The sequence below is a fragment of the Syntrophotalea acetylenivorans genome (assembly GCF_001887775.1).
Taxonomy (GTDB): domain Bacteria; phylum Desulfobacterota; class Desulfuromonadia; order Desulfuromonadales; family Syntrophotaleaceae; genus Syntrophotalea_A; species Syntrophotalea_A acetylenivorans.
Map to the genome: position 1 here is coordinate 1,670,364 of NZ_CP015519.1, position 24,143 is coordinate 1,694,506.

25 protein-coding genes and 5 tRNA genes are annotated in these 24,143 nt (G+C 55.1%); 4 read left to right on the forward strand and 26 right to left on the reverse strand.

Going from position 1 to position 24,143, the window contains the following annotated elements; genetic code table 11:
* Positions 1-69: 69 nt before the first annotated feature.
* The 16 genes from rplJ to A7E78_RS07725 all read right to left on the reverse strand — a co-directional run bounded on the left by rplJ (position 70) and on the right by A7E78_RS07725 (position 9,593).
* Complete coding sequence (rplJ, locus tag A7E78_RS07650; protein ID WP_072283673.1) at positions 70-588, reverse strand: 50S ribosomal protein L10; 519 nt, start codon at positions 586-588, stop codon at positions 70-72.
* A gap of 234 nt (positions 589-822) precedes the next feature.
* The gene (gene rplA, locus A7E78_RS07655) at positions 823-1,524 is read right to left on the reverse strand and encodes a 50S ribosomal protein L1 (protein ID WP_072283674.1); all 702 of its coding nucleotides are present in this window, start codon (positions 1,522-1,524) and stop codon (positions 823-825) included.
* Between the two features lie 26 nt (positions 1,525-1,550).
* A complete protein-coding gene (gene rplK / locus A7E78_RS07660; protein WP_072283675.1) occupies positions 1,551-1,973 on the reverse strand; it encodes a 50S ribosomal protein L11 in 423 nt (140 codons plus the stop codon).
* A gap of 36 nt (positions 1,974-2,009) precedes the next feature.
* Positions 2,010-2,543 (reverse strand): transcription termination/antitermination protein NusG, encoded by a 534-nt coding sequence (gene nusG / locus A7E78_RS07665; RefSeq protein WP_072283676.1) that lies wholly within the window; start codon positions 2,541-2,543, stop codon positions 2,010-2,012.
* A gap of 24 nt (positions 2,544-2,567) precedes the next feature.
* Complete coding sequence (gene secE, locus A7E78_RS15750; RefSeq protein ID WP_418361388.1) at positions 2,568-2,777, reverse strand: preprotein translocase subunit SecE; 210 nt, start codon at positions 2,775-2,777, stop codon at positions 2,568-2,570.
* Between the two features lie 8 nt (positions 2,778-2,785).
* Positions 2,786-2,862: transfer RNA gene (locus tag A7E78_RS07675), tRNA-Trp, on the reverse strand.
* Positions 2,863-2,912: 50 nt separating this feature from the next.
* A complete protein-coding gene (gene rpmG, locus A7E78_RS07680) occupies positions 2,913-3,062 on the reverse strand; it encodes a 50S ribosomal protein L33 (protein ID WP_072283678.1) in 150 nt (49 codons plus the stop codon).
* 55 nt (positions 3,063-3,117) lie between these two features.
* Positions 3,118-4,317 carry an elongation factor Tu gene (tuf, locus tag A7E78_RS07685; RefSeq protein WP_072283679.1) on the reverse strand — a complete coding sequence of 400 codons (1,200 nt, stop codon included), beginning with the start codon at positions 4,315-4,317 and terminating at the stop codon, positions 3,118-3,120.
* A gap of 122 nt (positions 4,318-4,439) precedes the next feature.
* Positions 4,440-4,515: transfer RNA gene (locus A7E78_RS07690), tRNA-Thr, on the reverse strand.
* Between the two features lie 43 nt (positions 4,516-4,558).
* A tRNA-Gly gene (locus tag A7E78_RS07695) sits at positions 4,559-4,635 on the reverse strand.
* 122 nt (positions 4,636-4,757) lie between these two features.
* A tRNA-Tyr gene (locus tag A7E78_RS07700) sits at positions 4,758-4,842 on the reverse strand.
* A gap of 53 nt (positions 4,843-4,895) precedes the next feature.
* A tRNA-Thr gene (locus A7E78_RS07705) sits at positions 4,896-4,971 on the reverse strand.
* A 153-nt stretch (positions 4,972-5,124) separates the two neighbouring features.
* Complete coding sequence (gene rlmB / locus A7E78_RS07710; RefSeq protein WP_072283680.1) at positions 5,125-5,880, reverse strand: 23S rRNA (guanosine(2251)-2'-O)-methyltransferase RlmB; 756 nt, start codon at positions 5,878-5,880, stop codon at positions 5,125-5,127.
* Positions 5,873-6,616 (reverse strand): orotidine-5'-phosphate decarboxylase, encoded by a 744-nt coding sequence (pyrF, locus tag A7E78_RS07715; RefSeq protein WP_072283681.1) that lies wholly within the window; start codon positions 6,614-6,616, stop codon positions 5,873-5,875. The genes rlmB and pyrF overlap by 8 nt, the downstream gene beginning before the upstream one ends.
* Complete coding sequence (locus A7E78_RS07720; RefSeq protein ID WP_072283682.1) at positions 6,613-7,836, reverse strand: DUF4388 domain-containing protein; 1,224 nt, start codon at positions 7,834-7,836, stop codon at positions 6,613-6,615. Before A7E78_RS07720 ends, pyrF begins: the two co-directional genes overlap by 4 nt.
* A 41-nt stretch (positions 7,837-7,877) precedes the next feature.
* Positions 7,878-9,593 (reverse strand): proline--tRNA ligase, encoded by a 1,716-nt coding sequence (locus A7E78_RS07725; protein ID WP_072283683.1) that lies wholly within the window; start codon positions 9,591-9,593, stop codon positions 7,878-7,880.
* A gap of 263 nt (positions 9,594-9,856) precedes the next feature.
* Here A7E78_RS07725 and A7E78_RS15370 point away from each other — a divergent pair, with 263 nt between their 5' ends.
* Genes A7E78_RS15370 through A7E78_RS07735 form a run of 3 tightly spaced genes read left to right on the forward strand, consistent with a single transcriptional unit; the run spans position 9,857 to position 12,521 of the window.
* The gene (locus tag A7E78_RS15370; protein WP_235606714.1) at positions 9,857-10,336 is read left to right on the forward strand and encodes a hypothetical protein; all 480 of its coding nucleotides are present in this window, start codon (positions 9,857-9,859) and stop codon (positions 10,334-10,336) included.
* 5 nt (positions 10,337-10,341) lie between these two features.
* Positions 10,342-11,346: an AAA family ATPase gene (locus A7E78_RS07730; protein WP_235606715.1), complete on the forward strand. Its 1,005-nt coding sequence runs from the start codon at positions 10,342-10,344 to the stop codon at positions 11,344-11,346.
* Positions 11,347-11,369: 23 nt separating this feature from the next.
* Positions 11,370-12,521 carry a pyridoxal phosphate-dependent aminotransferase gene (locus A7E78_RS07735; protein ID WP_072283684.1) on the forward strand — a complete coding sequence of 384 codons (1,152 nt, stop codon included), beginning with the start codon at positions 11,370-11,372 and terminating at the stop codon, positions 12,519-12,521.
* Positions 12,522-12,620: 99 nt separating this feature from the next.
* On the opposite strand, the gene A7E78_RS07740 is transcribed toward A7E78_RS07735, so the two are convergent.
* Positions 12,621-12,794, reverse strand: coding sequence for a DUF362 domain-containing protein (locus tag A7E78_RS07740; protein ID WP_072283685.1), 174 nt, complete (start codon positions 12,792-12,794; stop codon positions 12,621-12,623).
* A 175-nt stretch (positions 12,795-12,969) separates the two neighbouring features.
* Here A7E78_RS07740 and A7E78_RS07745 point away from each other — a divergent pair, with 175 nt between their 5' ends.
* Positions 12,970-13,821, forward strand: coding sequence for a sulfide/dihydroorotate dehydrogenase-like FAD/NAD-binding protein (locus A7E78_RS07745; RefSeq protein ID WP_072283686.1), 852 nt, complete (start codon positions 12,970-12,972; stop codon positions 13,819-13,821).
* Positions 13,822-13,948: 127 nt separating this feature from the next.
* On the opposite strand, the gene A7E78_RS07750 is transcribed toward A7E78_RS07745, so the two are convergent.
* From A7E78_RS07750 to ttcA, 9 genes are all read right to left on the reverse strand, one after another.
* Complete coding sequence (locus A7E78_RS07750; RefSeq protein ID WP_072283687.1) at positions 13,949-14,170, reverse strand: hypothetical protein; 222 nt, start codon at positions 14,168-14,170, stop codon at positions 13,949-13,951.
* A 212-nt stretch (positions 14,171-14,382) separates the two neighbouring features.
* Complete coding sequence (locus A7E78_RS07755; RefSeq protein WP_072283688.1) at positions 14,383-14,937, reverse strand: hypothetical protein; 555 nt, start codon at positions 14,935-14,937, stop codon at positions 14,383-14,385.
* Positions 14,938-15,006: 69 nt separating this feature from the next.
* Complete coding sequence (locus A7E78_RS07760; protein WP_072283689.1) at positions 15,007-15,816, reverse strand: class II glutamine amidotransferase; 810 nt, start codon at positions 15,814-15,816, stop codon at positions 15,007-15,009.
* A gap of 170 nt (positions 15,817-15,986) precedes the next feature.
* Positions 15,987-17,111 carry a putative sulfate/molybdate transporter gene (locus A7E78_RS07765; RefSeq protein ID WP_072283690.1) on the reverse strand — a complete coding sequence of 375 codons (1,125 nt, stop codon included), beginning with the start codon at positions 17,109-17,111 and terminating at the stop codon, positions 15,987-15,989.
* Positions 17,112-17,253: 142 nt separating this feature from the next.
* Positions 17,254-18,060, reverse strand: coding sequence for an ABC transporter substrate-binding protein (locus A7E78_RS07770; RefSeq protein ID WP_072283691.1), 807 nt, complete (start codon positions 18,058-18,060; stop codon positions 17,254-17,256).
* A gap of 375 nt (positions 18,061-18,435) precedes the next feature.
* Positions 18,436-19,347: a helix-turn-helix transcriptional regulator gene (locus A7E78_RS07775; protein WP_072283692.1), complete on the reverse strand. Its 912-nt coding sequence runs from the start codon at positions 19,345-19,347 to the stop codon at positions 18,436-18,438.
* Between the two features lie 88 nt (positions 19,348-19,435).
* Positions 19,436-22,390, reverse strand: a complete 2,955-nt coding sequence (locus A7E78_RS07780; RefSeq protein ID WP_072283693.1) for an insulinase family protein — start codon at positions 22,388-22,390, stop codon at positions 19,436-19,438.
* A 158-nt stretch (positions 22,391-22,548) separates the two neighbouring features.
* Complete coding sequence (locus tag A7E78_RS07785; protein ID WP_072283694.1) at positions 22,549-23,325, reverse strand: PP2C family protein-serine/threonine phosphatase; 777 nt, start codon at positions 23,323-23,325, stop codon at positions 22,549-22,551.
* 42 nt (positions 23,326-23,367) lie between these two features.
* Positions 23,368-24,129: a tRNA 2-thiocytidine(32) synthetase TtcA gene (ttcA, locus tag A7E78_RS07790; protein WP_072283695.1), complete on the reverse strand. Its 762-nt coding sequence runs from the start codon at positions 24,127-24,129 to the stop codon at positions 23,368-23,370.
* Positions 24,130-24,143: the final 14 nt, after the last annotated feature.

Genomic DNA, 24,143 nt, shown 5'->3' on the forward strand with positions numbered 1-24,143 from the left:
CCTCCTTACGGTGCCGCGAGCGGCAACAATGGTAAGTATGTAGTTTTAAAACTCAATGAAAGGCTGCCCTTAAGCGGCCTTTTGCTCTTGAATTGCTGCAAGAACCTGTACCAGCGAACGGGGTACGGCTGCGAGCACACCAACGAAATTGGTGGCCGGGGCATTGATGGAACCGAGCATCTTGCCAAGCAATACTTCGCGGCTGGGCAGGTTAGCCAGAGCCTTGATATCTTCGACCGACAGGGGCTTACCGTCCATGACGCCGCCCTTGAGCTCGAAGAACTTGCTGTCTTTCGCCAGATCAGCGAGAACCTTGGCCGGCGCTGCGACATCGTCGCTGGCGAATGCTACTGCCGTCGGACCCTGCAGATGGGACTCCAAGCATTCGGCGGCAGTACCCTTCGCGGCAATCCGCAACAGGGTGTTCTTTGCCACACGGTAATCAACGCCGACTTGGCGTAATTCACCGCGAAGCTTGTTAACCGCCTCCACGTCCATCCCGCGATAGTCCGCGAGGAAGGTCGCCTTAGACGAGTTAAGCAGCTCCGACAGCTCAGAAACCACGTTTCCTTTGGATTCTTTATTCACTGTCTCTCCTCCTTTCTTTAGAGTTACGAAGCCTGTCGGCTTCGGCTGCTAGTCAAAGCTTGATAAGGAAGAGCCGGACCACACGGTCCTTTCATCCTAAAGCCTCGGCAGGCGGGATTCCCCTTTAAGCATCATGTGACGCACCGGCTGTCTTTGACCAGGAAAACTGTCAGGCACAACAGGCCGGCCATCATCAAAGACGAGGCCGGCCTTGCCATCCTGTACGAATATATCTTATTTAATCAGAGCCTGCAGAGCGGGAGCGTCGATATTGATTCCAGGCCCCATAGTGCTCGAAACAGTTACTTTTTTCAGGTAAGTACCTTTGGCGGAAGAGGGCTTGGCCTTGACCAGCGCATCCATCAGGGCGACAAGATTTTCCTGCAATTTATCCGCTTCAAAGGAAACCTTGCCAAGAGGAGCCTGCACAATGCCAGCCTTCTCTACACGATAGGACACCTTACCGGACTTGGCTTCTTCTACCGCTTTACCGACTTCGAAAGTAACGGTTCCCACCTTCGGGTTAGGCATCAGGCTACGAGGCCCGAGCAAACGACCGATCTTACCAACTACGCCCATCATGTCAGGGGTAGCAATGGCCGTATCAAAGTCGAACCAACCACCCTGAATTTTTTCGACCAAATCGTCACCGCCGACGTAATCGGCACCAGCTTCTTTGGCTTCGAGAGCTTTTTCGCCTTTGGCAAAAACCAAAACGCGAACCGTTTTACCTAGACCATTCGGCAGTACAACCGCACCACGAACCATCTGATCGGCCTTACGCGGGTCAACGCCCAAGCGCACGGCAATCTCTACGGTTTCGTCAAACTTAGCGTAAGCAGCATCTTTGACCAGCGCCAGCGCCTCTTCAACAGGATAGTTGCGGCTCCGGTCAACCTTGGCCTTGGCTTCTTTTTGAAACTTTCCTATAGACATTTGCGTACTCCAGATTTTGCCAGGGATTAGATGACTTCCAGGCCCATGCTGCGGGCGGTTCCCTCAATGGTCCGCATAGCTGCATCGATGTCGAAGGCATTAAGATCGGGCATTTTTATCTCAGCAATCTCGCGCACCTGATCTTTGGTCACCTTGCCAACTTTGTCCTTATTAGGGACGCCGGAACCCTTTTCCAGCTTGGCGGCCTTAAGCAGCAGCACAGCAGCAGGCGGGGTCTTGGTGATAAACGAAAAGGACCGATCAGCAAAGACCGTGATGACAACCGGAATGATCATCCCGTCCTGGCTCTGGGTCTTAGCGTTGAACGCCTTACAGAATTCCATGATATTGACCCCGTGCTGACCGAGCGCGGGACCAACCGGAGGCGAGGGATTCGCTTTGCCGGCAGGAATCTGAAGCTTTATCATTCCTATTATCTTCTTGGCCATGAATTACTCCTTAACTTTATGACTTGCAGAACCAGCTTAACTGGTCTTTTCTACCTGAATAAATTCGAGTTCGACAGGGGTAACCCGACCAAAAATGCTGACCATAACCTTCAGCTTGGCCTTGTCAGGCTTAACATCTTCAACGACCCCGGTGAAATTCAGGAACGGACCATCAACAACCCGGACAGTCTCTCCGACCTCAAAAGCCACCTTCGGCTTGGGCCGTTCAACGTCCTCTTCCATGCGGGCGGTAATCTTGGCCACATCCTCATCCGGAATAGTAGCTGGCACAGTGCCGCCGCCGACAAAACCGGTAACCTTGGGCGTATCTTTCACAACATGCCAGGTTTCGTCGTTCAACTCCATCTGCACCAGAATATAACCGGGAAAGAATTTCCGCGTCGAAGTTTTACGTTCGCCCTTCTTCAGTTCAACAACCGTCTCGGAGGGAATCAGCACTTCACCGAAATATTCTTCGACATTCAGCGAGCGGATGCGCTCTTCCAAGGACAGCTTGACCTTGTTTTCGTAACCCGAATAGGTATGTACGCCATACCACTTCATTGTCATAACAACTCTTCTTTGGTGGCAGGCTTAAAGCACAGCCCGAATGGAAGTTGACAAAGCCGTGTCGACAACCCAGAGAAAAACGGCCGAGACAAGCACGAGCACAATAACTGCCAGAGTGGAGGCATAAGTGTCTCTCTGTGAAGGCCAGGTGACTTTACTCAACTCACTCTTTGCAGAAGCAAGAAATTCACTGACTTTATCAAACACCCGAAGCTCCCATAACAAATGCCGCACTGTGAAAATGGCAGGCCAGGAGGGACTCGAACCCCCAACACCCGGTTTTGGAGACCGGTGCTCTAGCCATTAGAGCTACTGGCCTGCATACAAAAAGCCGCACAAACCTGCGGCCCTGTCCTTACCCTTCGGAAACTATTTTGTCTCGCGATGAGCCGTGTGCTTTTGACAGAAGCGGCAGTACTTTTTAAACTCAAGCCGTTCCGGCTTGGTTTTTTTGTTTTTGGTGGTCGTATAGTTACGACGCTTGCAGTCGGTGCAAGCGAGGGTGACAATATCCCGCATAGCTAAACCCTTTGGCGGCTCCGTTGAAACCAACGGAGCCGCCTGCAGTTATAAATTACTCGATAATTTCGCTAACAACACCAGCGCCAACGGTACGTCCGCCTTCGCGAATCGCGAAGCGCAGCTCTTTGTCCATGGCGATGGGCGTGATCAGATTAACGGTCATCGCCGCATTGTCGCCAGGCATTACCATTTCAGTGCCTTCGCCAAGCTCGACGATACCGGTCACGTCCGTGGTACGGAAGTAGAACTGAGGACGGTAGCCATTGAAGAACGGCGTATGACGGCCGCCTTCTTCCTTGGTCAGGATATAGGCTTCGGCCTTGAACTTGGTGTGAGGGGTGATGCTGCCGGGCTTGGCCAGTACCTGGCCGCGCTCGATATCCTCACGCTTAACGCCGCGAAGCAGGATGCCGACGTTATCGCCAGCCTGGCCCTGATCGAGCAGCTTGCGGAACATCTCAACACCGGTAACGACGGTCTTGGTGGTATCTTTGATACCGACGATCTCGATCTCTTCCTGAACCTTGACAATACCGCGCTCTACACGACCGGTGGCGACAGTACCGCGACCGGAGATGGAGAAGACGTCCTCGACAGGCATCAGGAAGGGCAGGTCAATGGCACGAGCCGGCTCGGGGATGTAGCTGTCAACAGCTTCCATCAGCTCGAAAACAGGCTTGCAGGCCGCACAGGCAGCATCGCCGCAACCGCACTCCAGCGCCTGCAGGGCGCTGCCGGGGATGATCGGCAGATCGTCGCCGGGGAAGTCGTAAGCGGACAGCAGTTCGCGAACTTCCAGCTCGACCAGTTCCATCAGCTCTTCGTCGTCGACCATGTCGGCCTTATTGAGGAAGACAACCATGGCAGGTACGCCAACCTGACGGGCGAGCAGGATGTGCTCACGGGTCTGAGGCATGGGACCGTCAGCAGCGGAGACAACCAGAATGGCGCCGTCCATCTGCGCCGCACCGGTAATCATGTTTTTGACGTAGTCGGCGTGGCCGGGGCAGTCAACGTGAGCGTAGTGACGGTTTGCAGTCTCATATTCGACGTGGGCAGTGGCGATGGTAATACCGCGCTCACGCTCTTCAGGAGCGTTGTCGATCTGATCAAAAGCCTTGAACTCGGCTCCGCCGCCAGCGGCCATAACCTTGGTGATGGCTGCAGTCAGAGTGGTCTTACCGTGGTCGACGTGACCGATGGTCCCAATATTGACATGGGGTTTTGTTCTTTCAAATTTTTCTTTTGACATTGCGTCAACCTCCCTTGTTTTTTTATCTTTTTGTCGTGACTTAGGTGGGGCCGCCAGAGCACTGACCGGGGCCGATAAAATTTGCTCCAAAGCAAAATACCCAGCGACGAAACATCAACAAATGGAGCCCACAACCGGATTTGAACCGGTGACCTCATCCTTACCAAGGATGCGCTCTACCAACTGAGCTATGTGGGCCTATTCGTGATTACGCCTACTGGAGTCGCTGCTTTTTCTAAAATGGAGCGGGAAACGGGACTCGAACCCGCGACCCTCAGCTTGGAAGGCTGACGCTCTAGCCAACTGAGCTATTCCCGCCCGAGAAAACGACAACCAACCTTTGGTGAAGCATTTTGGACTCGGCGACAGCACTGCTTCCAGTACTAACGGCATCAGCCTCCTGGGATACAGCCACCGGCACTTTGCCCGGCAAGATTATTTGGTGGAGGGGGGAGGATTCGAACCTCCGAAGTCTACGACGTCAGATTTACAGTCTGATCCCTTTGGCCACTCGGGAACCCCTCCAAAAGAAATTTCTTTGCTATTCAGTTTTATGCGCCGTCCGATGCGCAGCCTACTGGAGCTGGCGACAGGAATTGAACCCGCAACCTGCTGATTACAAGTCAGCTGCTCTACCAATTGAGCTACGCCAGCACAGAACACAGACAGACTTTATACACGCTAAGCGATATCTTTGCAAGGAGCATTTTCAGAAAAATGCCGCATGCCGAACAACGGCGTTGTGTATATTATATTTTCGCGCCCCCTGTCAAGCACATTCAATGTTTTTTTCCTGGACCGGCCAATTTAATTATCGGATGAGGGCAGACGTCTCTGGCGGCCGGCCTCAAAAAGGGCTACGGATGTCGCTACCGACGCGTTGAGAGACGATACCTTCCCACGGAGAGGGATCGCCAGCAACAAGTCGCAGTGAGACCGGGTATTAGGGCGCAAGCCTGTCCCTTCGCTACCGACCACAAGGGCCAGGTCACCGCACAAATCGGTATCGTAGAGAGGGCTGGCCCCTTCTTCCCCAGCCAGCCCATAGACCCAAACACCCTCCTTGCGCAAGGCATCGAGAGTGCGGGCCAGATTGGTGACCTGACATAAGGGCACATGCTCCAGGGCACCGGCGGAAACCTTATCCACTACTCCGGTAACGGGACAGGCGCGGTCCTTGGTCACTATTACCCCATGACATCCTGCCCCGTCGGCACTGCGTAAGATCGCACCCAGGTTATGGGGGTCGGTAATACCGTCCAAAACCAGGAAAAAGGCCGGCGCTTCGGAAACCCGCCAGCGCTGCAGAAGCTCCTCAAGGGAAAGATAGGCGAAGGGTTCGATCTCCAGCAAGGCTCCCTGATGATGACCATGCCCTACTAGTCGGTCGAGCTCACGTCGGTCCCGGCGAGCAACCGGCACCCCTGCAGACTCTGCCTCCCGCTGCAATTGCACAAGGCGGGGCGACTTGCTGTCCCGCTGCAAGACCAACGACAACGGTTTCCGCCGCGAACTGCGCAGTCCTTCACTTACCGCATTGATGCCATAGATGAGATCAGCCACAGTCGACCTCGGCTAAAGCCCGGGCCATTTCTTCAAGAATCATCGTTGCCGCCACCCTCGAATCGTCTGCCTTAGCAATCGGCCGACCGACTACCAGGTAGTCCGCACCGGCGACGATGGCATCAGCTGGCGTGGTGATACGCTTCTGGTCGTCGACAGAAGCAAACGCCGGGCGCACCCCGGGAGTAACGATTACAAAGTCATTACCGCAGGCACGCCGGATCAAGGGCACTTCCCGGGGCGAGGCCACCACTCCGTCAAGACCGGCCTGCTGGGCAAGCTTGGCGAGGAGCGGCACCATCTCTTCTATCGGCCGATCAATACCTACCGCGCGCAACGTCTCCTGGTCACTCGAGGTCAGGATGGTCACCGCCAACAAAATAGGTCGTTCAAGATTTTCAGCCGCGCAGCATTCCTTCACTGCAGCCGCTGTTTCACGCATCATGGTTGGCCCGCCGAGAGCATGCACGTTGACCATTTTAACTCCCAGGCGGCAAGCTTCCACAGTGGCTCGAGCTACCGTGTTGGGGATGTCGTGGTACTTCAGATCAAGAAACACCTGCCCGCCCCGCTGCTGAATCCGCCGAACAATATCGGGGCCGCACTTGGTAAACAGCTGCTTACCGACCTTGAACAATCCAACCTTGTCATGCAACTGTTCCGCCCAACGTTCCGCAGCAGAACAGGAATCAACATCCAGAGCAAAAACAAGTCGTTGTTTTGCTGCCTCAATCATGATTTTCTCTCCAGAATATTTTTGATCCGCCGGGGGATTTCCTGCACCCGTTGCAATAATTCGGCAGATGCAGCGTTGCCGAGATCACGGCGCGCTGCGTGGCACTCCATATAAACCAGCTCACTCAGTGCTTCGGCGAGCAACTTCTTTTTGTCCCGTTCTTCGAGACCGGCCAGATTGGCTAAAATCCGTCCTCCATCCACAGAGCCGTCATCAAGCAAGGCAACATCCCGAAACACGTAGGAGAAGGGAGAAGGAACAGCCCTCAAGAAATTGCGCAACTCATCATTGAACCGGGGGTTGTTTTCGACAATTCGACGATACAGAAGAACGAGCACGCCGTTGAACACTTTGAGCATCTCGCCAATATCGCCGCCAATGGCAAAAGAGGGAGCATCCTCAATGCGAACAAGCCCCTTGCTTACCAGCTGGTGCAACAAACGCAACCCGTCGAGCTCGGCAACGCCACTGCGCCGTAAAACCGACTTGACATTGAGCCGACCGCGCCCAATAACATCGAGCATCACCTGTTCCTGCTCACCGAGGTTCGTCGCCTCTTTGTCCGTGGGCATGGGAATCGTTTCCAAAGAGCGAATCTGGCGCATGAACAGGGTCCGTTCATCGACCCGCCGCAGCCCCTCCATAATCAGATTCTGGGTGCTGGTGGACAGCCTTACCGCCTGGTCCTCTTCGACCTCCCGGTCCTCGTAATAAAAGCTGCCTTCAGCCGCCAGGAAGAGATTATATATACTCACTTCCACCTGATAGCGACTGGCAAGCCAGAGATCCTTGGCGGTAACAATTTTCTTTTCCACCAGACATTTGCCGATCTGAGCCTGACTACCCGCCAACTGACGGGCCTTGTGCAGGGCATCCCGGTCGAGCTTACCCTGATCATAAAGAATCTCGCAGAGATGTTCTTCGGCAAAGGTGCTGGTCGCAAAGACAATCTCACCCAGTTTGAAATAAATTTCTTTGCGGCCGCCTTTGAGTTCCAGGCATAGCACCCCGGTCTTGCGAAACATGTTAAAAAAGGACAACAAGTCAACCAGGGCAATATCACCCAGCCGACCAGCCATCTGCACAGGATTTTCGGGATCAATCACAAACAGGTGGCCAGGCCCATGGGAAGCAAGCTCCAAAGAATGGCCGCCGAGCTCCTTAGCCGCATAAAAGGGCAGCGCCAACCGGCCACTGCTATCGATACTGGTTTGTTTCATGACATGCACCTTTCACCCTGTGTCATGCAGCCAAGCGTTATTTATAGGGCCAAGGCCTGGCGGACTTCCTCGGCAAGGAGTTCCGCAGCCCCTGCCAGAGGCAGCATAGTCCGCTCACCGTCTTTGCGCCGCTGCAGCTCCACCGCCTCCTCTTTAAGACCACGGGTGCCGACCGTCAGTCGCAGGGGAATACCGAGAAGGTCGGCATCCTTAAACTTGCTGCCCGGGCGTTCGTCGCGATCATCCAACAGCACCTCGACACCAGCCTGCTGTAACGACTGATAGAGATCTTCAGAGGCCTTCAAGACCGCTTCATCCTTAGGATTAACCACTGCAATCAACACCTGGAAAGGCGCGATGGGCAGCGGAAAGATAATTCCATTTTCGTCGTGATTCTGTTCGATAGCCGAGGCAACGGTTCGACCGATACCGATGCCGTAACAGCCCATGATCAACACCCGGTCTTTGCCCTGATCGTCGAGAACCGTAGCACCCAACGCTTCGGAATACTTGGTGCCGAGCTTGAAGATATGCCCCACTTCAATCCCTCGCCAACTCTCCAACGGACTTGCGCAGCGGGGACAGGGATCGCCCGCCACGGTCAAGCGCAGATCGGCAAAGGCTTCAACGGTAAAGTCCCTCTGCAGATTAACACCGGCATAGTGACTGTCGGCAGCGTTGGCACCGACAATAAAATCGGCCATGGCCGCCACTTCGTGGTCGGCCAGCACTCGCAATTCAAGACCGACCGGACCGGCAAAACCGCTGGGCGCGCCGGTGACCTGCTGCACGACCTCTTCGCTGGCCAGAGTCACCTCGTTGCAGCCGAGCAAACGGCAAAGCTTGATGTCGTTCAGTTCCCGATCACCGCGCAACAGCACCGCTACGGTCTCTCCGCCATCGGTCTGCAGAACCAGAGTCTTGACCAGGCGCTGGGGAGTAACCTCAAGATAGGTCGTCACTTCTTCCACCGACTTCATACCGGGGGTGGCCACCTTCTGCAGATCCATCGCTGGCTCCGGTGTCGCCTCGGCAGTGGCGATCAGCTCCGCCTTCTCTACGTTGGCGGCATATTGGCAGCTGCTACAAGAGACAATAGCATCCTCGCCCGATTCGGCTAGAACCATAAATTCATGAGAGGAAGAACCGCCGATATTTCCGGTATCGGCTTCAACCGCTCGAAATTTCAGGCCACAGCGTTCAAAAATTCTTCGATAAGCCTGGAACATCTTTTCGTACGCGGCATCGGCACCGGCCTCATCGAGATCAAAGGAATAGGCATCCTTCATGATAAATTCACGACCGCGCATCAGGCCGAAACGGGGCCGGATCTCGTCGCGAAATTTGGACTGAATCTGGTATAAATTGAGAGGCAATTGTCGGTAGGAGCGTACCGCACCCCTTACGATGTCGGTAATAACTTCCTCATGGGTAGGTCCCAGACAGAAGTCACTATCTTTACGATCCTTGAGTCGCAACAGTTCCTTGCCGTACTGCTCCCAGCGCTGCGATTCCTGCCACAACTCAGCTGGGACAACCATCGGCATGAGCAGCTCCAGAGCTCCAGCCTTCTCCATTTCCTGACGAACGATCTCTTCCACCTTACGCACTGCACGCAATCCAAAAGGCAGATAGTTGTAGATGCCGGCGGCAACCTTACGGATCATGCCCGCCCGCAGCATGAGTTGATGGCTGACGATCTCAGCGTCAGCGGGGGTTTCCTTAAGGGTGGTGAGCAGGTATTGGGAATAGCGCATGGAGTACACCTCTGACTTGGCAGATTACAGAACACAGAAGCAGCAAAACAGCAGCGTCGAATTTAAAACAAAACAAGGCACCAAGTGCCTTTACGGGGCAGAAACTAGCTTATTTCCCGCCAGAATGCAAGCAAACTCGCTCACCAGTTAACCTCGTCAGGTTCACCAGTATCAACAGGCACAGGCATTCATGGACATTTTTCGCACAATGAATTAATGTTCAGTTCACAACCACCTGTGACCTTCCTTCACGGAGTATTCCCATGGACGAATTGCTCAATCCCTCTGTCTTTATCCGCCTGGTTGCAGCCGGAACGCCCCTGCTGTTAATTGCCACGGACAACGAGCAACGCAGCGAATCGTTGCTGAGCCGCTCCCTGCAGCAGGGTCTCAAAGATATGCCCGAGCCCCGGTCATGGAGTTGCACGGACGGCTTTCCCAACCAGGAAGATACCATCGAGCCGCTCAAAGCCCTGTCCTGGGCTATTAACCAGGAAGGCCGCGGCATCTATATCTTCAAGGATCTGCATTGGTTCTGGCAAGACCATCCCTTTATCCAGCGGCTGCTGAAAGACTTTGCCAGTCAACGCCGGGCCGCCGGCAAAGTGCTGGTACTGCTCTGCCCGAGGGTCGAGATCCCCCTGCCCTGCAGCCCTATATCACCGTACTGCGCCATGCCCTGCCAGACCGAGCCGAAATTCGCGGTTATCTGCAAGCCCACCGAGACAAGGACCCGGCGCTAGGCCGCATGATTACCGGTGATAACGACCTGAATCGTCTGACCCTGGCTGCCCAGGGCCTCGATTTGCGTGACATCGACGGTGCTCTACGCCTGGCCCGTGTCACCCGGGATGCGGGAGCCGAAGGAATTCGTGCTGCCCTGTTTCAAGACAAGAAGCAGCTATTGGCCCGCACCGGCATCATGGAATTCGTCGACAACGAACTCAATGTCGATCAAGTCGGAGGCATGGAAAACCTTAAGCATTGGATGGACAAACGGGAGCAGGCCTTCGGCGCCGAAGAACTGGCTTCCGGCAACAACCTGCCCAAAGGCGTCCTGATGATGGGTATCAGCGGATGTGGCAAAAGCATGTTTGTCAAAGCCATTGCCGCCCGCTGGCAGCTGCCCCTGGTGCGTCTCGATATGTCTACCGTCTACGAAGGAACCTACGGCTCTCCGGAAAGCAGCCTGCGCCAGGCCTGCAGTCTGGCCGAGTCGCTCTCCCCCTGCGTGCTGTGGATCGATGAAATCGAGGCCGGGATTTCCAACCAGGGCTTCAAGTCCGAAGGCGGCGCAGCATCCCGGGTGCTCGGCTATTTTCTCACTTGGATGCAGGAAAAACGCGCGCCGGTATTTGTGGCCGCCACGGCCAACGCTATCGAAATGCTACCGGCAGAGATGCTGCGCAAAGGAAGGTTCGATGAAATCTTTTACATCGCTCTGCCTAGCGTCGAAGAGCGGGAAGAAATCTTCAATATCCATTTGCGGCGGCGTGACTTCCAACCGGCGGACTTCTCGCCGTCGATGCTGGCTCATTCAACGAAGGGTTTTTCCGGCGCCGAAATCGAACAGGCGGTGGCCGGAGCCTCCTTCGAGGCCCTGGCCCAAGGCCGCCCCATGAACCAACAGGATATTATGGAGGCCATCGGCCGCACTGTGCCTATTTCGGTAACCATGGCCGAGCAGATCAAAAAGATCGAGGCCTGGGCCTTTAAACGGGCAGTACCGGCCAGTAAAAACGGCGGCCGCTGACTAAAGCGGCTAAGGAGAGCAGTATGTCCATCCATCGTTCACACCGCGCCGACTCCGTAACGCCCTTTCTGGCCATGGAGGTCATGGAGCGAGCCCAAGCCCTTGAAGCGGCTGGCCGCGATATTATCTATCTCTGCCTGGGAGAACCGGACCTACCAACACCGGCACCCGTTGTCAACCGGGCCATTGCCGCCATTGAACAGGGCCAAACCCGTTATACCCACTCTCTGGGTGATCGGGCAATCCGGCAAGCCATTGCCGATCATTACCGAAACCGCTACCGGGTAACCGTCGATCCAGACTGCGTGCTGGTGTCAGCCGGAACCAGTCCGCTGATGCTTCTGCTGTTCTCCATGCTGCTCGACCCAGGTGACGAGGTTATTCTCAGCGATCCAAGCTACGCCTGCTATCCGGACTTTATCCGGTTTGCCGGCGGCGTGCCTCGCCAGCTGCGCACCTTGGAAACGGCCGGGTTCCAGCCGCATCCGGCCAAGGTCCGCCCCTTGGTAAACGACCGTACTCGGGCAGTGCTGATCAACTCACCCTCCAACCCGACCGGCAGCCTGCTACCAACAGCCTGGCTGAAAGAACTGGCTCAACTACCAGTGCCTCTTGTTTCCGACGAAATCTACCACGGCCTGACTTATGAAGGAGAAGAACACAGCGCTCTGGAGTTCAGCGACCAGGCCTTTGTCCTCGGTGGGTTCTCCAAGGCCTATGCCATGACCGGCTGGAGACTGGGGTACCTTATCGCGCCGGCGGAGGCCATGCGTACGTTACAGACGCTGCATCAAAACTTCATGATCTGCGCCAGCAGTTTTGTTCAACAGGCCGGCATCAGCGCCCTTGAAGATTGCCAGACCGACCTCTGCCGCATGCGGGCCACCTACAATGAACGCCGCCTGTTTCTGCTGCAGGGACTACAAGATCTGGGGCTAAAGATCAAAAGCCAGCCCGCTGGGGCCTTTTACATTCTGGCCGATAGCCGCCACATCTCTGCCGACTCCTTGAAATTAGCGATGGAAATCCTTGAACAAACCGGCGTTGCCCTGACTCCGGGCATCGATTTCGGTGCCGGAGCCGAAGGTTTTTTACGTTTCTCCTATGCCAATTCCCGAGAGAATATCGACACCGCCTTGCAGCGACTTGCTCCCTTTTTCAAAGCCTGGGCCTGAAAAGTATACCGACAAAAGAAAGCGGGCCCCTCGATTCTCCGAGGCGGCCCGTTTTCTTTTGTCGGTCAGCTGACACCTGCAGCTTACTAGGTCCCTGCCTCAACCGGTCATAATGACATCGACCGGGCACACGTCGTCGCAGATTCCACAGTCGGTACATAATTCCTGATCGATCACATGGATTTCACCTTTTTCGCTGATAGCATCCACCGGACAGATATCGTCGCAGGCTCCACAATTGATACAGTCTTCCGTAATGTAATGTGTTCCCATTCTGGTACCTCCTCTGGTGATTGGTTTGGTCTGAATGACGTACTGATTTACAGCATAGCGAGGCCCGTTGGGATGTCCAGCCCGAACCACAGTTTTTTGCCTGCTATCGAATTGGCGGCCAGCTGGTATAATTACAGTCAGAAACAGCTCCAAGGCATCACGAAGGGAGAGTCACATGTTCCCCATCGTCAGCAACGACCTTATCGCCCCCAACCTGTATCGCATGGTGATTCGCGCACCGCGAATTGCCCGGTCTCGGCAGCCCGGCCAGTTTGTTATTGTACATGCAGATCAAGAAGCCGAGCGCATTCCCCTGACCATTGCCGACGCGGATATCGACCGGGGAACCGTCACCCTCTTTGTTCAGGCGGTCGGCTATTCGACCTGCCGTCTGACGGCCTTGCCGGCCGGAACCTCCTTGCGTGATCTGGCCGGCCCCCTTGGCCGACCGACGGAAATCAAACCCTGGGGGCGGGTCGCCTGCATCGGTGGCGGTGTCGGCACAGCGGTACTCTACCCTCTCGCAAAAGCCCTGGCCGAAGCCGGCAACCAGGTGATCAGCGTCATCGGCGGCCGTAACGCCGACCTCATTATCCTGGCCGACGAACTGGCAGAGTTTTGCGTCGAAGTGCTGGTAGCCACTGAAGATGGCAGCCGCGGCAGGCAAGGCTTTGTCACCCATGTTCTGCAGGGACTTATCGCCGACCCCCGCTCGATACCGCAAGCGGTCTACGCCGTCGGCCCGGTACCGATGATGAAAGCCGTAACCGAGATGACTCGCCCTCATCAGATTCGCACCATTGTCAGCCTTAATCCGATCATGATCGATGGGACCGGCATGTGTGGCGGCTGCCGGGTGGTGGTTGGCGGCGAACTTAAATTTGCCTGTGTAGACGGACCGGAGTTTGACGGCCATTTAGTTGATTTCGATTTATTGGCCGACCGGCTTTCCACCTATCGCACGGAAGAATGTAAAATGATCCGGAAACTTCCAGAGCAGCAACGCCCGGAGCAACGCAATCAATAGCCGGGGGTCCCGTCAACCGATCTCGGGCGTACACAAAAGGGTCATTTCCATTTCTGGAAATGACCCTATTTTATGTTTCACAATGGCTTGATCGACAAGCCGCTATGGACAGTCTTTCAGACTTAGATCACAAAGGCGAGTGCCCCGCACGGCTCCTTTCACGACGATGCGGAGCCCGCTCCGACATCCGGGCGCCCGTGGCCACAGGGGTCATCTTTTCCCCGTTACACATAACCTCGGCATCGCACTCGCTCCAGCAAATATCGCCCTTGCATACCTTGGTTACGGTAAATTCAACATCATATTCACCCGCTTTACCGATCAGAACATCACCATCTTGGAGTCTCATCTCTATTCTCCTTTCTTTTACAGAAGGTGGCATTAACCACCCTCTATATTATAGGCGTCTGCCAAACTTCCCGCAAGGCAAGCACCGACAAATATCACCGAGCAAAACACATCTGAAATCTTGTGCTTTGGATAAGACCACGCAAGGCCGCACACGCTGCTGAAGCAAGAACACACAGCAGTCAAAGACCATGACAATCACTCTTCGCCAACTTATTGAAATTGCACTGGAGCCGCCACGATCCGCCGATAAACGACAAGCTCCCGGTGATGAGGCTGCCACTCAATGAGCAGATTGGCCAAAGCCTGCCACAAGGAAACCCAGGCGGCTACCGTTAACCCCTCGGTGAGAATTTGACCTGGCACGCTGCCGTCATGGGCGATCTGTTGGCCTGCGATAATCGCCAGGGTCATCAGTGCCAAGCCAAGTCCGAACAGCGCCAGAGAGCGCCGGAACATGGCTTTTAACTCCCGTACCGTGACCTGTTGCAGATAATAGAGGTAGTTGCGAATACTCTGTTGAACCCGCTGCTTATTCTCTACGGAAGCAGGGCTTGTCAGGTTGATGCGGATGGTGAAATCGTGGCGGCCAAGCTCTTGGGCACAACCGATCAGGTAATCGACGAACTGGGGGTCGAGATCTTTTTTCAGATAAGGCGCGCTACGGTCAAAGCGGTCGAAAAGGTCTTCTACGGACCGTACCGATACGTCTACCACCACCTGCCGACTGTCGTTCATTTCGTAGCGGTCAATAATGCTTCGTTTCATAGCCACTCCACAAGCAGGGGTCCTTAATTACCAACATAGCCTTCGGAAACATTCTTACACTCCCCCACCTTATCCACCGAGTGAGGAAACCGGACTGGGCGCGGTATCTCCCACGCCAACGACTTCGCCTTGGTGAAAGAGCCACATTGTTCCGGGACGCATGGCCACCCAGGCTTCGTTGTCTGTCAGGGGTTGAGTCGCGATAAGGGCCACCCGATCGTCGGGAGTGGTCACCTGACTAAAATCAATGGTGACATCTTCATCTTTAAGATGAGCTTCGGCAAAAGGGGCGCAGCGAACGATGTAGTTCAACTCCGTGGAGCAATGCGCCACCAGGCAGTCACCGTTGGATAGCAGATAGTTGAAAATGCCAGTACCGGCGAGAGGCAGCGTCAATTCCCGTAACGCTTCGAATAATTCATCGCGCGGCGGCAGACTGGCACCAAAACGTTGCTGCAGGCTCTGCAGTAGCCAGCAGAAGATGAGTTCGCTGTCGGTATTACCGACCGGGATAAAATTACCGTCCAGTTCGGGCTTAAAATCGGGAAGGTGACCGTTGTGGGCGAAGATCCAGTAACGCCCCCAGAGTTCACGCATGAAGGGATGGGTGTTTTCAAGACTGGTAACACCAAGGGTCGATTTACGAATATGGGCGATAACATTGAGGGAATGGATGGGATAGCTGCGCACGAACTCCGAAACAATCGATTCCGCCGAAGGTTCCGGATCAAGGAACATTCGCACTCCCTTCCCTTCGAAAAAGGCAATCCCCCAACCGTCGGAATGAACATCCGTGTCTCCGCCACGGCGTCGAAATCCGGTAAAAGAAAAACAGATATCTGTGGGTACGTTACAGTTCATGCCAAGCAACTGGCACATAAGCCTTTCCCTTTCTCGTAAACACCGCGCCTCAACAGGCCGTGCACAAAATTTCAGGCGATATAGAGTCGGGGATAGTATAGCAGTTGCCCGAACTCCTCGTCTATCAACGACAGGCAACAGAAAAAGAAAGAAAGAAAGAAAAAAAGAGAGTGAAATCAGAGTCGGTTTTAAGCGGCACCTTTTCGACAGCCACGACGCTGCTGCCACTCAATACCATAGTAAACCGCCAGCCCAACCAAAAAGCCGCAGGCCATATTAATCCACAATGAAGCGACCAGGGTCGCCAACAGAGGCAGTAAATCAAGGTTCCAGCGGGTGTCTTTAGCAAACTTGGTCATCTCGATGCCGACCAAAAACATCATGGCACCAACAATGGCGAGGGGAAAAGCCGCGAAAAGGCCGGCAATTGACTGGGCTAACAAAAGCCCCAGTGCCAGTTCCAGCAAGCCTTCGATAATATTGGCGCCGCCGGTACGGGCTCCGAAATAATACTGCCCGGCCAAGCCACCCGCCCCATGGCACATAGGCATACCGCCAAAAAACGGGCTGAGCAGATTGATAAGCCCCATATTGAGGGACAGACGTGTTTCACTAACGGGCTTATCCGGCCAGTATTCCTTGATCAGCACAGAGGTGGCGATAACGGCATTGGTAGCCGTCAGAGGCAACTGGGAGAAGCCGGCCGCCAGTAGCGACTGCCAGGATTCCACCAGGGAGAAACTTACCATCGTCGGCAAGGCAAAGACCGGGGCCTGGACCTGAGCAAAGGTCCCCTTGACCAGCATAATAGCCATGCCGAGCAGCACCAAAACCACCGCCGCCGGAGCATAGCGATTTCGACGCAGCAACAAAACAATCGCGATTGCGAGCACGCCGAGCACCCAGCCGCCGGCCAGCATTTTAACAGCCTGAACAGCCAGCATCACACCAAGAGCCACCTGAATGCCGCGAATAACCGGCCGGGGAGTAATTCGAGCCAGCAACCCCATCAGGCCGGTCGCAGACAGAAACAGCCAAAGGACACCCATGGCAAAACCGGAAGCATAGACCATGGACGGTGACCACTGTTGGGCAATGGCCACAACCGCCAGCACCTTCATCGGCTCAACGGGCATGGGCAGACGATAGACCAAACCCGTGACAATATTGGTCAGGCCCATCATCACCAGCAAACCTGCGGGATCAAGACCACAGACCACAATGTAGCCGATAGCCAGGGGAAACAGGGTGCCAAAATCCCCCATGGCGCCGGCCAGTTCACTCAGATTGAATTCAAAGGACTTGATCTTCACGGTTTTACATCCCTTTTCCGGCAGAGGTGAGCATCAAGGCCATTCTGCCACAGATCACTTTCGCAAACAAAAGCCCTCCCCGTCAACAGAGTCGACAGGGAGGGCCAATGAACTGATCATATCAAACGGTAGTGATTAACACTTAGTCGTAGATGAAGAACAGGGGCTGACCGTTCTTACGGAAGTCAGCAATGGCTTTCTGGCCTTCGGGGCCGGTCAGGAAGGCAATGAAGGACATCGCCAGGTCGTAGTTGACATGGGGGTGCAGTTTCGGATTGACGGCAATCACGCCATAGGGGTTAAACAGGGCGGCGTCGCCGGCAAACAGAACCGGCAGTTCGATCTTGTCCTGATAGGCGATGAAAGTGCCACGGTCGGTAATGGTGTAACCCTGCAGTTCGTTAGCCATGGTGATAACCTTACCCATGCCCTGACCTGCTTCGATGTACCAGTCACCGGCAGGAGCAACACCGGCTGCTTTCCAGAGATTTTTTTCTTTGGTGTGGGTACCGGAGTCGTCACCACGGGAGATAAACTTGGCCTTGGCGGCAGCAAGCTTTTCAAAAGCTTCGGCAGCGGTCTTGGCCGACTTGATGCCTGCCGGGTCGTTTTGGGGACCGATGACCACAAAGTCGTTGTACATAACGTCGCGGCGGTTTACACCGTTGCCGTCGGCAACAAATTTGTCTTCTTTAGAACGGGCATGAACCATGGTCACGTCTACGTCGCCGGCAACAGCCAGTTTGATCGCCTTGCCGGTACCGACAGCGATAACGTCAACCTTGCAGTCATACTTTTTTTCAAAAGTGGGCAGCAGTGCATCGAGCAGACCGGAGTTGTCAGTCGAAGTGGTGGTGGACAGCTTCAGGCGCTCCATGGCCAGGGCGCCGGTGCAGAAAAAGGCCAACAGGGTCAGGGTAACAATTGACAGTCGAAAGATCGATTTCATTAGTTGTGCTCCTCCTTGGGTGCCAAAATGGCGGGTTAAAAAAACAACAGTTTCTGCCCTACAGAACAGAAGTACCAGTAACAATTATGACTTTGGCAACAACGGCCGCGGTTATCACTATCTTTATATTGCGCGGCGATGTTATCACTTTCTTTATATTGCGCCAAGAAAAATTTCAACCGGATTGATAAAGAACACCTTAGATATTAATACCGCCAAAGTAGTTGAGTGGTGCATAAACAGGATAGTCGGAAAGTTCAGGAAGGGGGGGATCGCAGGGATCTATGGCGTAAAGACAAAGGGCGGATTGCTGTAACAGCAACCCGCCCTGAGAGACATTTCAAACAAACAAGAGAACTGGCAAATGCACTGCAATTACCGCCCTTCGTTGGGATAGACCATCTTGCCGGTTAGCTCCAGATCATACCCTGGCAGGTAATCGACCAAGGCACGAAATTCGGGCTCGTGCAGCAATCCGAGGAAAAGTTGCACTCCCTGATCAAAAAAATGTTCTTTGGGCACCAGCAAATCAAAACGCTCCCAGCCAAGAGAAATAAAGTCGAGGCCGAGTAGAGCCGCTACCGGACGGATGGTCGGGCCGAGATCGGCTTGACCGCAAAGCACCTCAAGGCCGATGTCGAAATGGCGGGCCACTTCATGGCCGTAGCCTTTGATCTTGGCGGACTGCAGACCGGCTTTTTGCAACTCGCGATCGAATAAAATTCGTGTGCTGGTGTCCAGGGAACGATTCACCACCGTCAGCTTCTTTGCCACGATATCGGCGACACCGCTAATGCCCAGGGGATTGCCCTTGGCCACCGCCAGCCCTTGCTCACGACGGCAGAAATTAACCACGGCCGGCAACGAATCGAGCTCGCTGGCGGCAAAAGAAAAGTTGAAATCCCGCCCATCTTCTTCAGCCAGATGGCTGGTAGCCATGTGACAGAGGCCGCGCCTCAAGGCTTTAAGGCCACCGAGGCTGCCGAAAATACCGAAGGTCGCCAGGTAGCCGTTATTCAGACGCATAAAGAGGTTAAGGGTTCGTTCGAAAAGGACATCATCGCTACCAGCCACCATCAGCTGACCGGAGCGTAAAGAAGCCGTTTCCGACTGAGGAACATTAATGGTTCGACTCTCGACCCACTGCTCGACCAGATGGCGAGGGAACAGCCACTTGCCGGTAATCTTGGTCGCGGGCAGTCCTTTTTCGGTGATCAACGTATAAACCATCTTTTCGTTGACCCCAAGGAGCTGGGCGACCTGTTTGGTGGATAAAAGCTTATCCATATCTTGTCCCTGGGAAAATCAAACCTGAACCATCTGCCGATACCGAGAAATATCCTAACCCGACAGAGCCAGCGAGACAAGAAGGATCTCAGATAGTTTCCAGCCTGAGCCCCTTCTCTCCGAGTTCTTTGTTGGCCTCTTGCAACAGTCCTTCCGCCGAGACCACGCCTACGGCGCTGGCATCCCAACCGGAGAGCAAATAGGTCTCGACCAGCCGCATTAAAGTAGCCCGGTCGACGGCCAGAATTCCCTGGCGCAGAGCCTGCCGGCTCGCGGCACTGAGTCCCTGTAACCGGTAGCCGAAACCGCGCTGGCCTTTGCCCGCTGGCGAAACCGGTCGATCAAGGTTGCCAAACACCGCCAGAATGGCCTCGCGGATATCTTCATCGTTAAAGGATCCAGCCGCCGCCCACTCCGTAGCATCGCGATACACCTGCAGGGTTCGCAGCAGATGGGGATCCCGGTAAGAAAGCATGGAGAAAAGTCCCAACTGGGCATCGTAGGTGGCCATACCGCCATAAGCACCTCCCTTCTCCCGCACCTCGCGATGTAGATAACAAGCACGCAACAACTTAGCCAAAACCAGCAAGCCGGCGGCATCGGCATGAGTCATGGGCACCGTCGGGAACACTCGAGCCACGTAAGAAACAGGCACCGCAGCCGCCCAGCCCACTGCCGCCTCGCCAACGGCCAACTCCACAGGTTTTCCCGTCGGCTCATCGCCAGCGGGAATCGCCGCAAGAAAGGCTTGCAAAGGAGCATCGATGACAGCAAAGGCCTGTTCCTCAGCGGTCACCGAGCAACGCAGCCGCGAACGACACAGCACCAGCTCGGCCAGACGCTGCATGCGACCGGCAAACTCAGCCAATTGCTCGGGCTGTAGAGCCGCCAGCTTTTTGACCTCCCGTACCAAGTGCAGGCCACCCCACTCCTCCCTCAAACGGCCACAGGACGACAGAGCCGCTCCGGCACTGCGGGCCGCGTAGCTGTGGCCGGCCCCGGGAACACCATTTTCCAGGGAAACACTCAGTTGGTTGATTACCGTATGCAATCGCTGCAAATCACTGAAATCGGGAGCGGTGAAGAGATCGGTCAGGATCTCATACATCGCCTGCTGATTGCGCAGCAAAGCCTTGCTTCTCACCTCGAAAGCCAACTGGAAGTCTTCAAGGGAGTTAGGATCGCAGATCACCGTGCCGCTGGCCTGAACCCCGCCAGTCGAAGCAGAAATCCGTTCGGCCATCTGCAGATAGCTGTGACCGGCCGCACCAATCTTGGGCAGCAAAGTACCGAACAGGGGAACCAGGGGAAGCAGATCTGCCGGCAGATCATTCATTACCAGGCTGGTGGTGAAGTAACCGATACCGTTGGTCGGTTGGGGAAAACGGTACAGGGAGCAACCGGCAAGTTGCTCCTCCTGGCAGGGCACGGGACGTTCCGTCGCCGGGATATCGCTCAGCTCCAGAGTCGGCAGGCAGGACAGATCCTCTTCCTCCTCCTGCGCCTGCTGCAGCTCCTTGCCTAATCGGACCAGTTCCTGACGATCGGCAGCGCTGAGTTTTGAGGAGATATCTTGCAGGCGATTGTTCAAATCCTCTTCCTGCCGTTCCTTCAACTTCGCATCGGGCTGCAGCAGCAGGGTAACCCGATGCGGATTATCCAGCAGTTGGCGACGAATCAGATTTTCGAAGAAGGGCCCGGCATCCAATTCTTGCCGCAGCCTGGCTAAATTAGCATCCAGCAGCAGTGGCGAAACGGGATCGTCATTGTGCAGCCAGGGACCAAACATGCGCATGAGCAACAACAGAGCGTAGGGATACTGATCGCCGACTACTTCACGGTGGGAGAGTTCCAGCTGATGAATCGCGGCTTCGACCCGATCGGAACTGAACCCCTCTTCAGCCGTCTGCTCTAGGGTTTTCAGCACCAGTTCCTCAATGGCGTCGAGCTGCTCCGGGTCGGTGCCCTGCAAGCCAGCCGCCAGGAAAGTCTCCCGCTGGTCATCGTGATAGCCGGTACCCGGCGCCAGATTTTGTCCGAGCCCAGACTCGATCAGGGCCTTGTACAACGGCGCAGCCGGGTTGCCGAGCAACAATTGGGAGAGCAAACTTAGAGCGAGATTTTCAAAACTGTCAGAAAGGGGGCAGGTCAGCCAGGCCACCTGAACCATGGAACGCTGGCTCAGCGATTCGCCCTCCGCAATGGGAAATCCTTCGGTGACGCGCTGCGGCGCTTTAAACCGCACCTCGTCAGGCACGGCCGTATCGACTTCGAGCGGCTCGAAACGCTGCAGGACCTGTTCCTCGATCACGGCCAGGTGCTCCTCCAGAGGCAGATTGCCATAACTGAAGAAATAGGCGTTGGCGGGATGATAGTAGCTACGATGGAAGTCGACCAGCTGCTCATGGGTCAGGTCGAGAATGGCTTCCGGCTCTCCTCCGGAGTTAAAACCGTAGGTAGTCGTCGGAAACAGGGCCTTGGTCAGACGCCGGTGCAACAAAGAACCGGGGTCGGCCATGGCGCCTTTCATTTCGTTATAAACCACCCCCTTGAAGGCCAACGGCGAGCTGGCATCGGCCGCTTCGGTATACTCCAGACGGTGACCTTCCTGACGAAAATCCCGTTCCCGCAGTAGAGGGAAAAAGGCGGCGTCAAGGTAGATACCCATCAGGTTGTAAAAATCCTTGCGATTCTGGGAAGAGAAGGGATAGAGAGTCCAGTCGCTGGAAGTCAGGGCGTTCATAAAGGTGTTAAGACTGCGTTTGAGCATGGTGAAAAAGGGATCCCGCACCGGATAACGCCGGGAGCCGCATAACACAGTATGCTCCAGGATATGGGCCACCCCTGACGAGTCGCCCGGCGTGGTACGGAAACCGACCCCGAAGAGATTATTATCGTCCTCGCAGGCCAGATGGACCATCCGGGAACCGAGTCGCTCATGACGCAGCTCGACAAGAGTCAGGTTCAGCTCGGCCAAAGGGGTGACGCCGGTGACAATAAACCCGTGCCGCCGCTGACCAGCCTGCCATTCACAATCCATCATAGGCCGTAGCCTCCTATTTTTAAAACTTCAGTTGTTGGCGCTGAATGCTCAAAGAGGCTCCGATGAAATACCGAAGACCAGAACTTTTCTCCAGAGTTGGGGAGCCCTCCGTTTAACACAGCATACAGCCAAAGACAATCATGTTCACTTGTACGCGCCTATTTATCCGCGAGTAAAAGTCGATCATGCAGATCGATGACAATGGCCGTACAGTCATCATCGGGCGGGTCGGGGGCACCGAACTCTCGCAAGGCGTCAAACAAGCGATCGAGAAAGTCCAGATGCGGGTCGGGATGATTCAGCAACAGCTGTTCGATACGTTCGCTGCCAAAAGACTGTCCTCTGGCATTGAAGCTGTCGCTGATGCCATCGGTATAAAGCAGCAGGCGGTCATCGGCTTCGAATTGAAAGGTCTCTACCTCTAATTCCGGGTCACTGAAGTATCCGAGGGGCGAGGCGGTCGGTTGCAGGGCGAAGACTTCATCGCCCCGCCTCACCAAAGGAGCCACATGGCCGGCGTTGACATAAATCATCATCAGGCTGGCCGGATCGATGATACTGAAAAAAAGAGTGGCCGAAAAATAGTGATCAAACTTGCGCGAGCGTTTCGCAAAAAACTGCAAAAAGGCATTGGCTTCGGCCACGATCTGCTTCGGTAGACAGCCGCTGGTCGAAGCCCGGTGCAGATAACCGTAAAGCAAGGACATCACTACGGACGCCTGCAAGCCATGACCGGTGACATCGCCGAGGAAAACTACCTGGCAACCGTCGGGCAATGCAATGAATTCAAAAAAATCGCCGCCCAATCCCAGTGCCATGCGGTTTTTGACCCCCATGCAACACCAGTCGCAGGACGGTGAACTCTTGGGAAAGAGCAATCGCTGGACCTTGCTGGCCAGGTCGAGGTCAAGATCGATGGTCGTTGAATTCGCCATGGGACTCCTCGGCTTAGTTTATCCTGCTTAAATGTTTCAGTGCTAGAACTCAGTGAATCGCTTATCCAGCAGATGGCGGGGTTGTATATTACCCAAGGCGCCGAGCAGACTGCCTCGCAAATGAGGTATATCGCCGCTCAGATCCTTGATCAGCCGCTTCATCCGCCGGCGATTACGATCACCGTCGCTGCCAGCCGGACAGGCGCAGGCGATCGTCGGAAAATCATTGGCGTAACTGAACTCGACAATATCCCGCTCTTCGACGTAAACCAACGGCCGAATCACCGTATGCCGACCGTTATCGGCCTGCAGTTTAGGGCTCATGGCTTTAAGGGTGCCGACAAAAAACTGGTTAAGAAGCAGGGTCTCGATAAAATCGTCCGCATGATGGCCGAGAGCCAGCTTGTTGCAACCTAACTCATCCATCACCGAGTAGAGCACCCCGCGCCGCAGGCGGGCGCAGAAAGAACAGTAGGAAGAACCGGGCCGGCGCTTGGTTTCGATAATCTGATAGCAGTCGGTCAGCTCCATACGGTTGGCGAAACCATATTCCTTCAGATGCTGAGCCAGCGGTTCCGTGCGGTAACCGGGAAAGCCGGGGTGGACGTTAACCGTGATCAGCTCGTAGCGGACCGGCGCCCGGCGGCGCAAACTATCGAGGATGTGCAGCAAGGTATAGCTGTCCTTGCCACCGGAGACGGCCACCGCGATGCGATCCCCTTCTTCAATGAGATCGAAATCACCTATAGCCTTGCCGACCTGTTTTCTGATTTTACGAAAGAGACGATCTTCGATGATGGCCAAACGGTTTCCTCCCT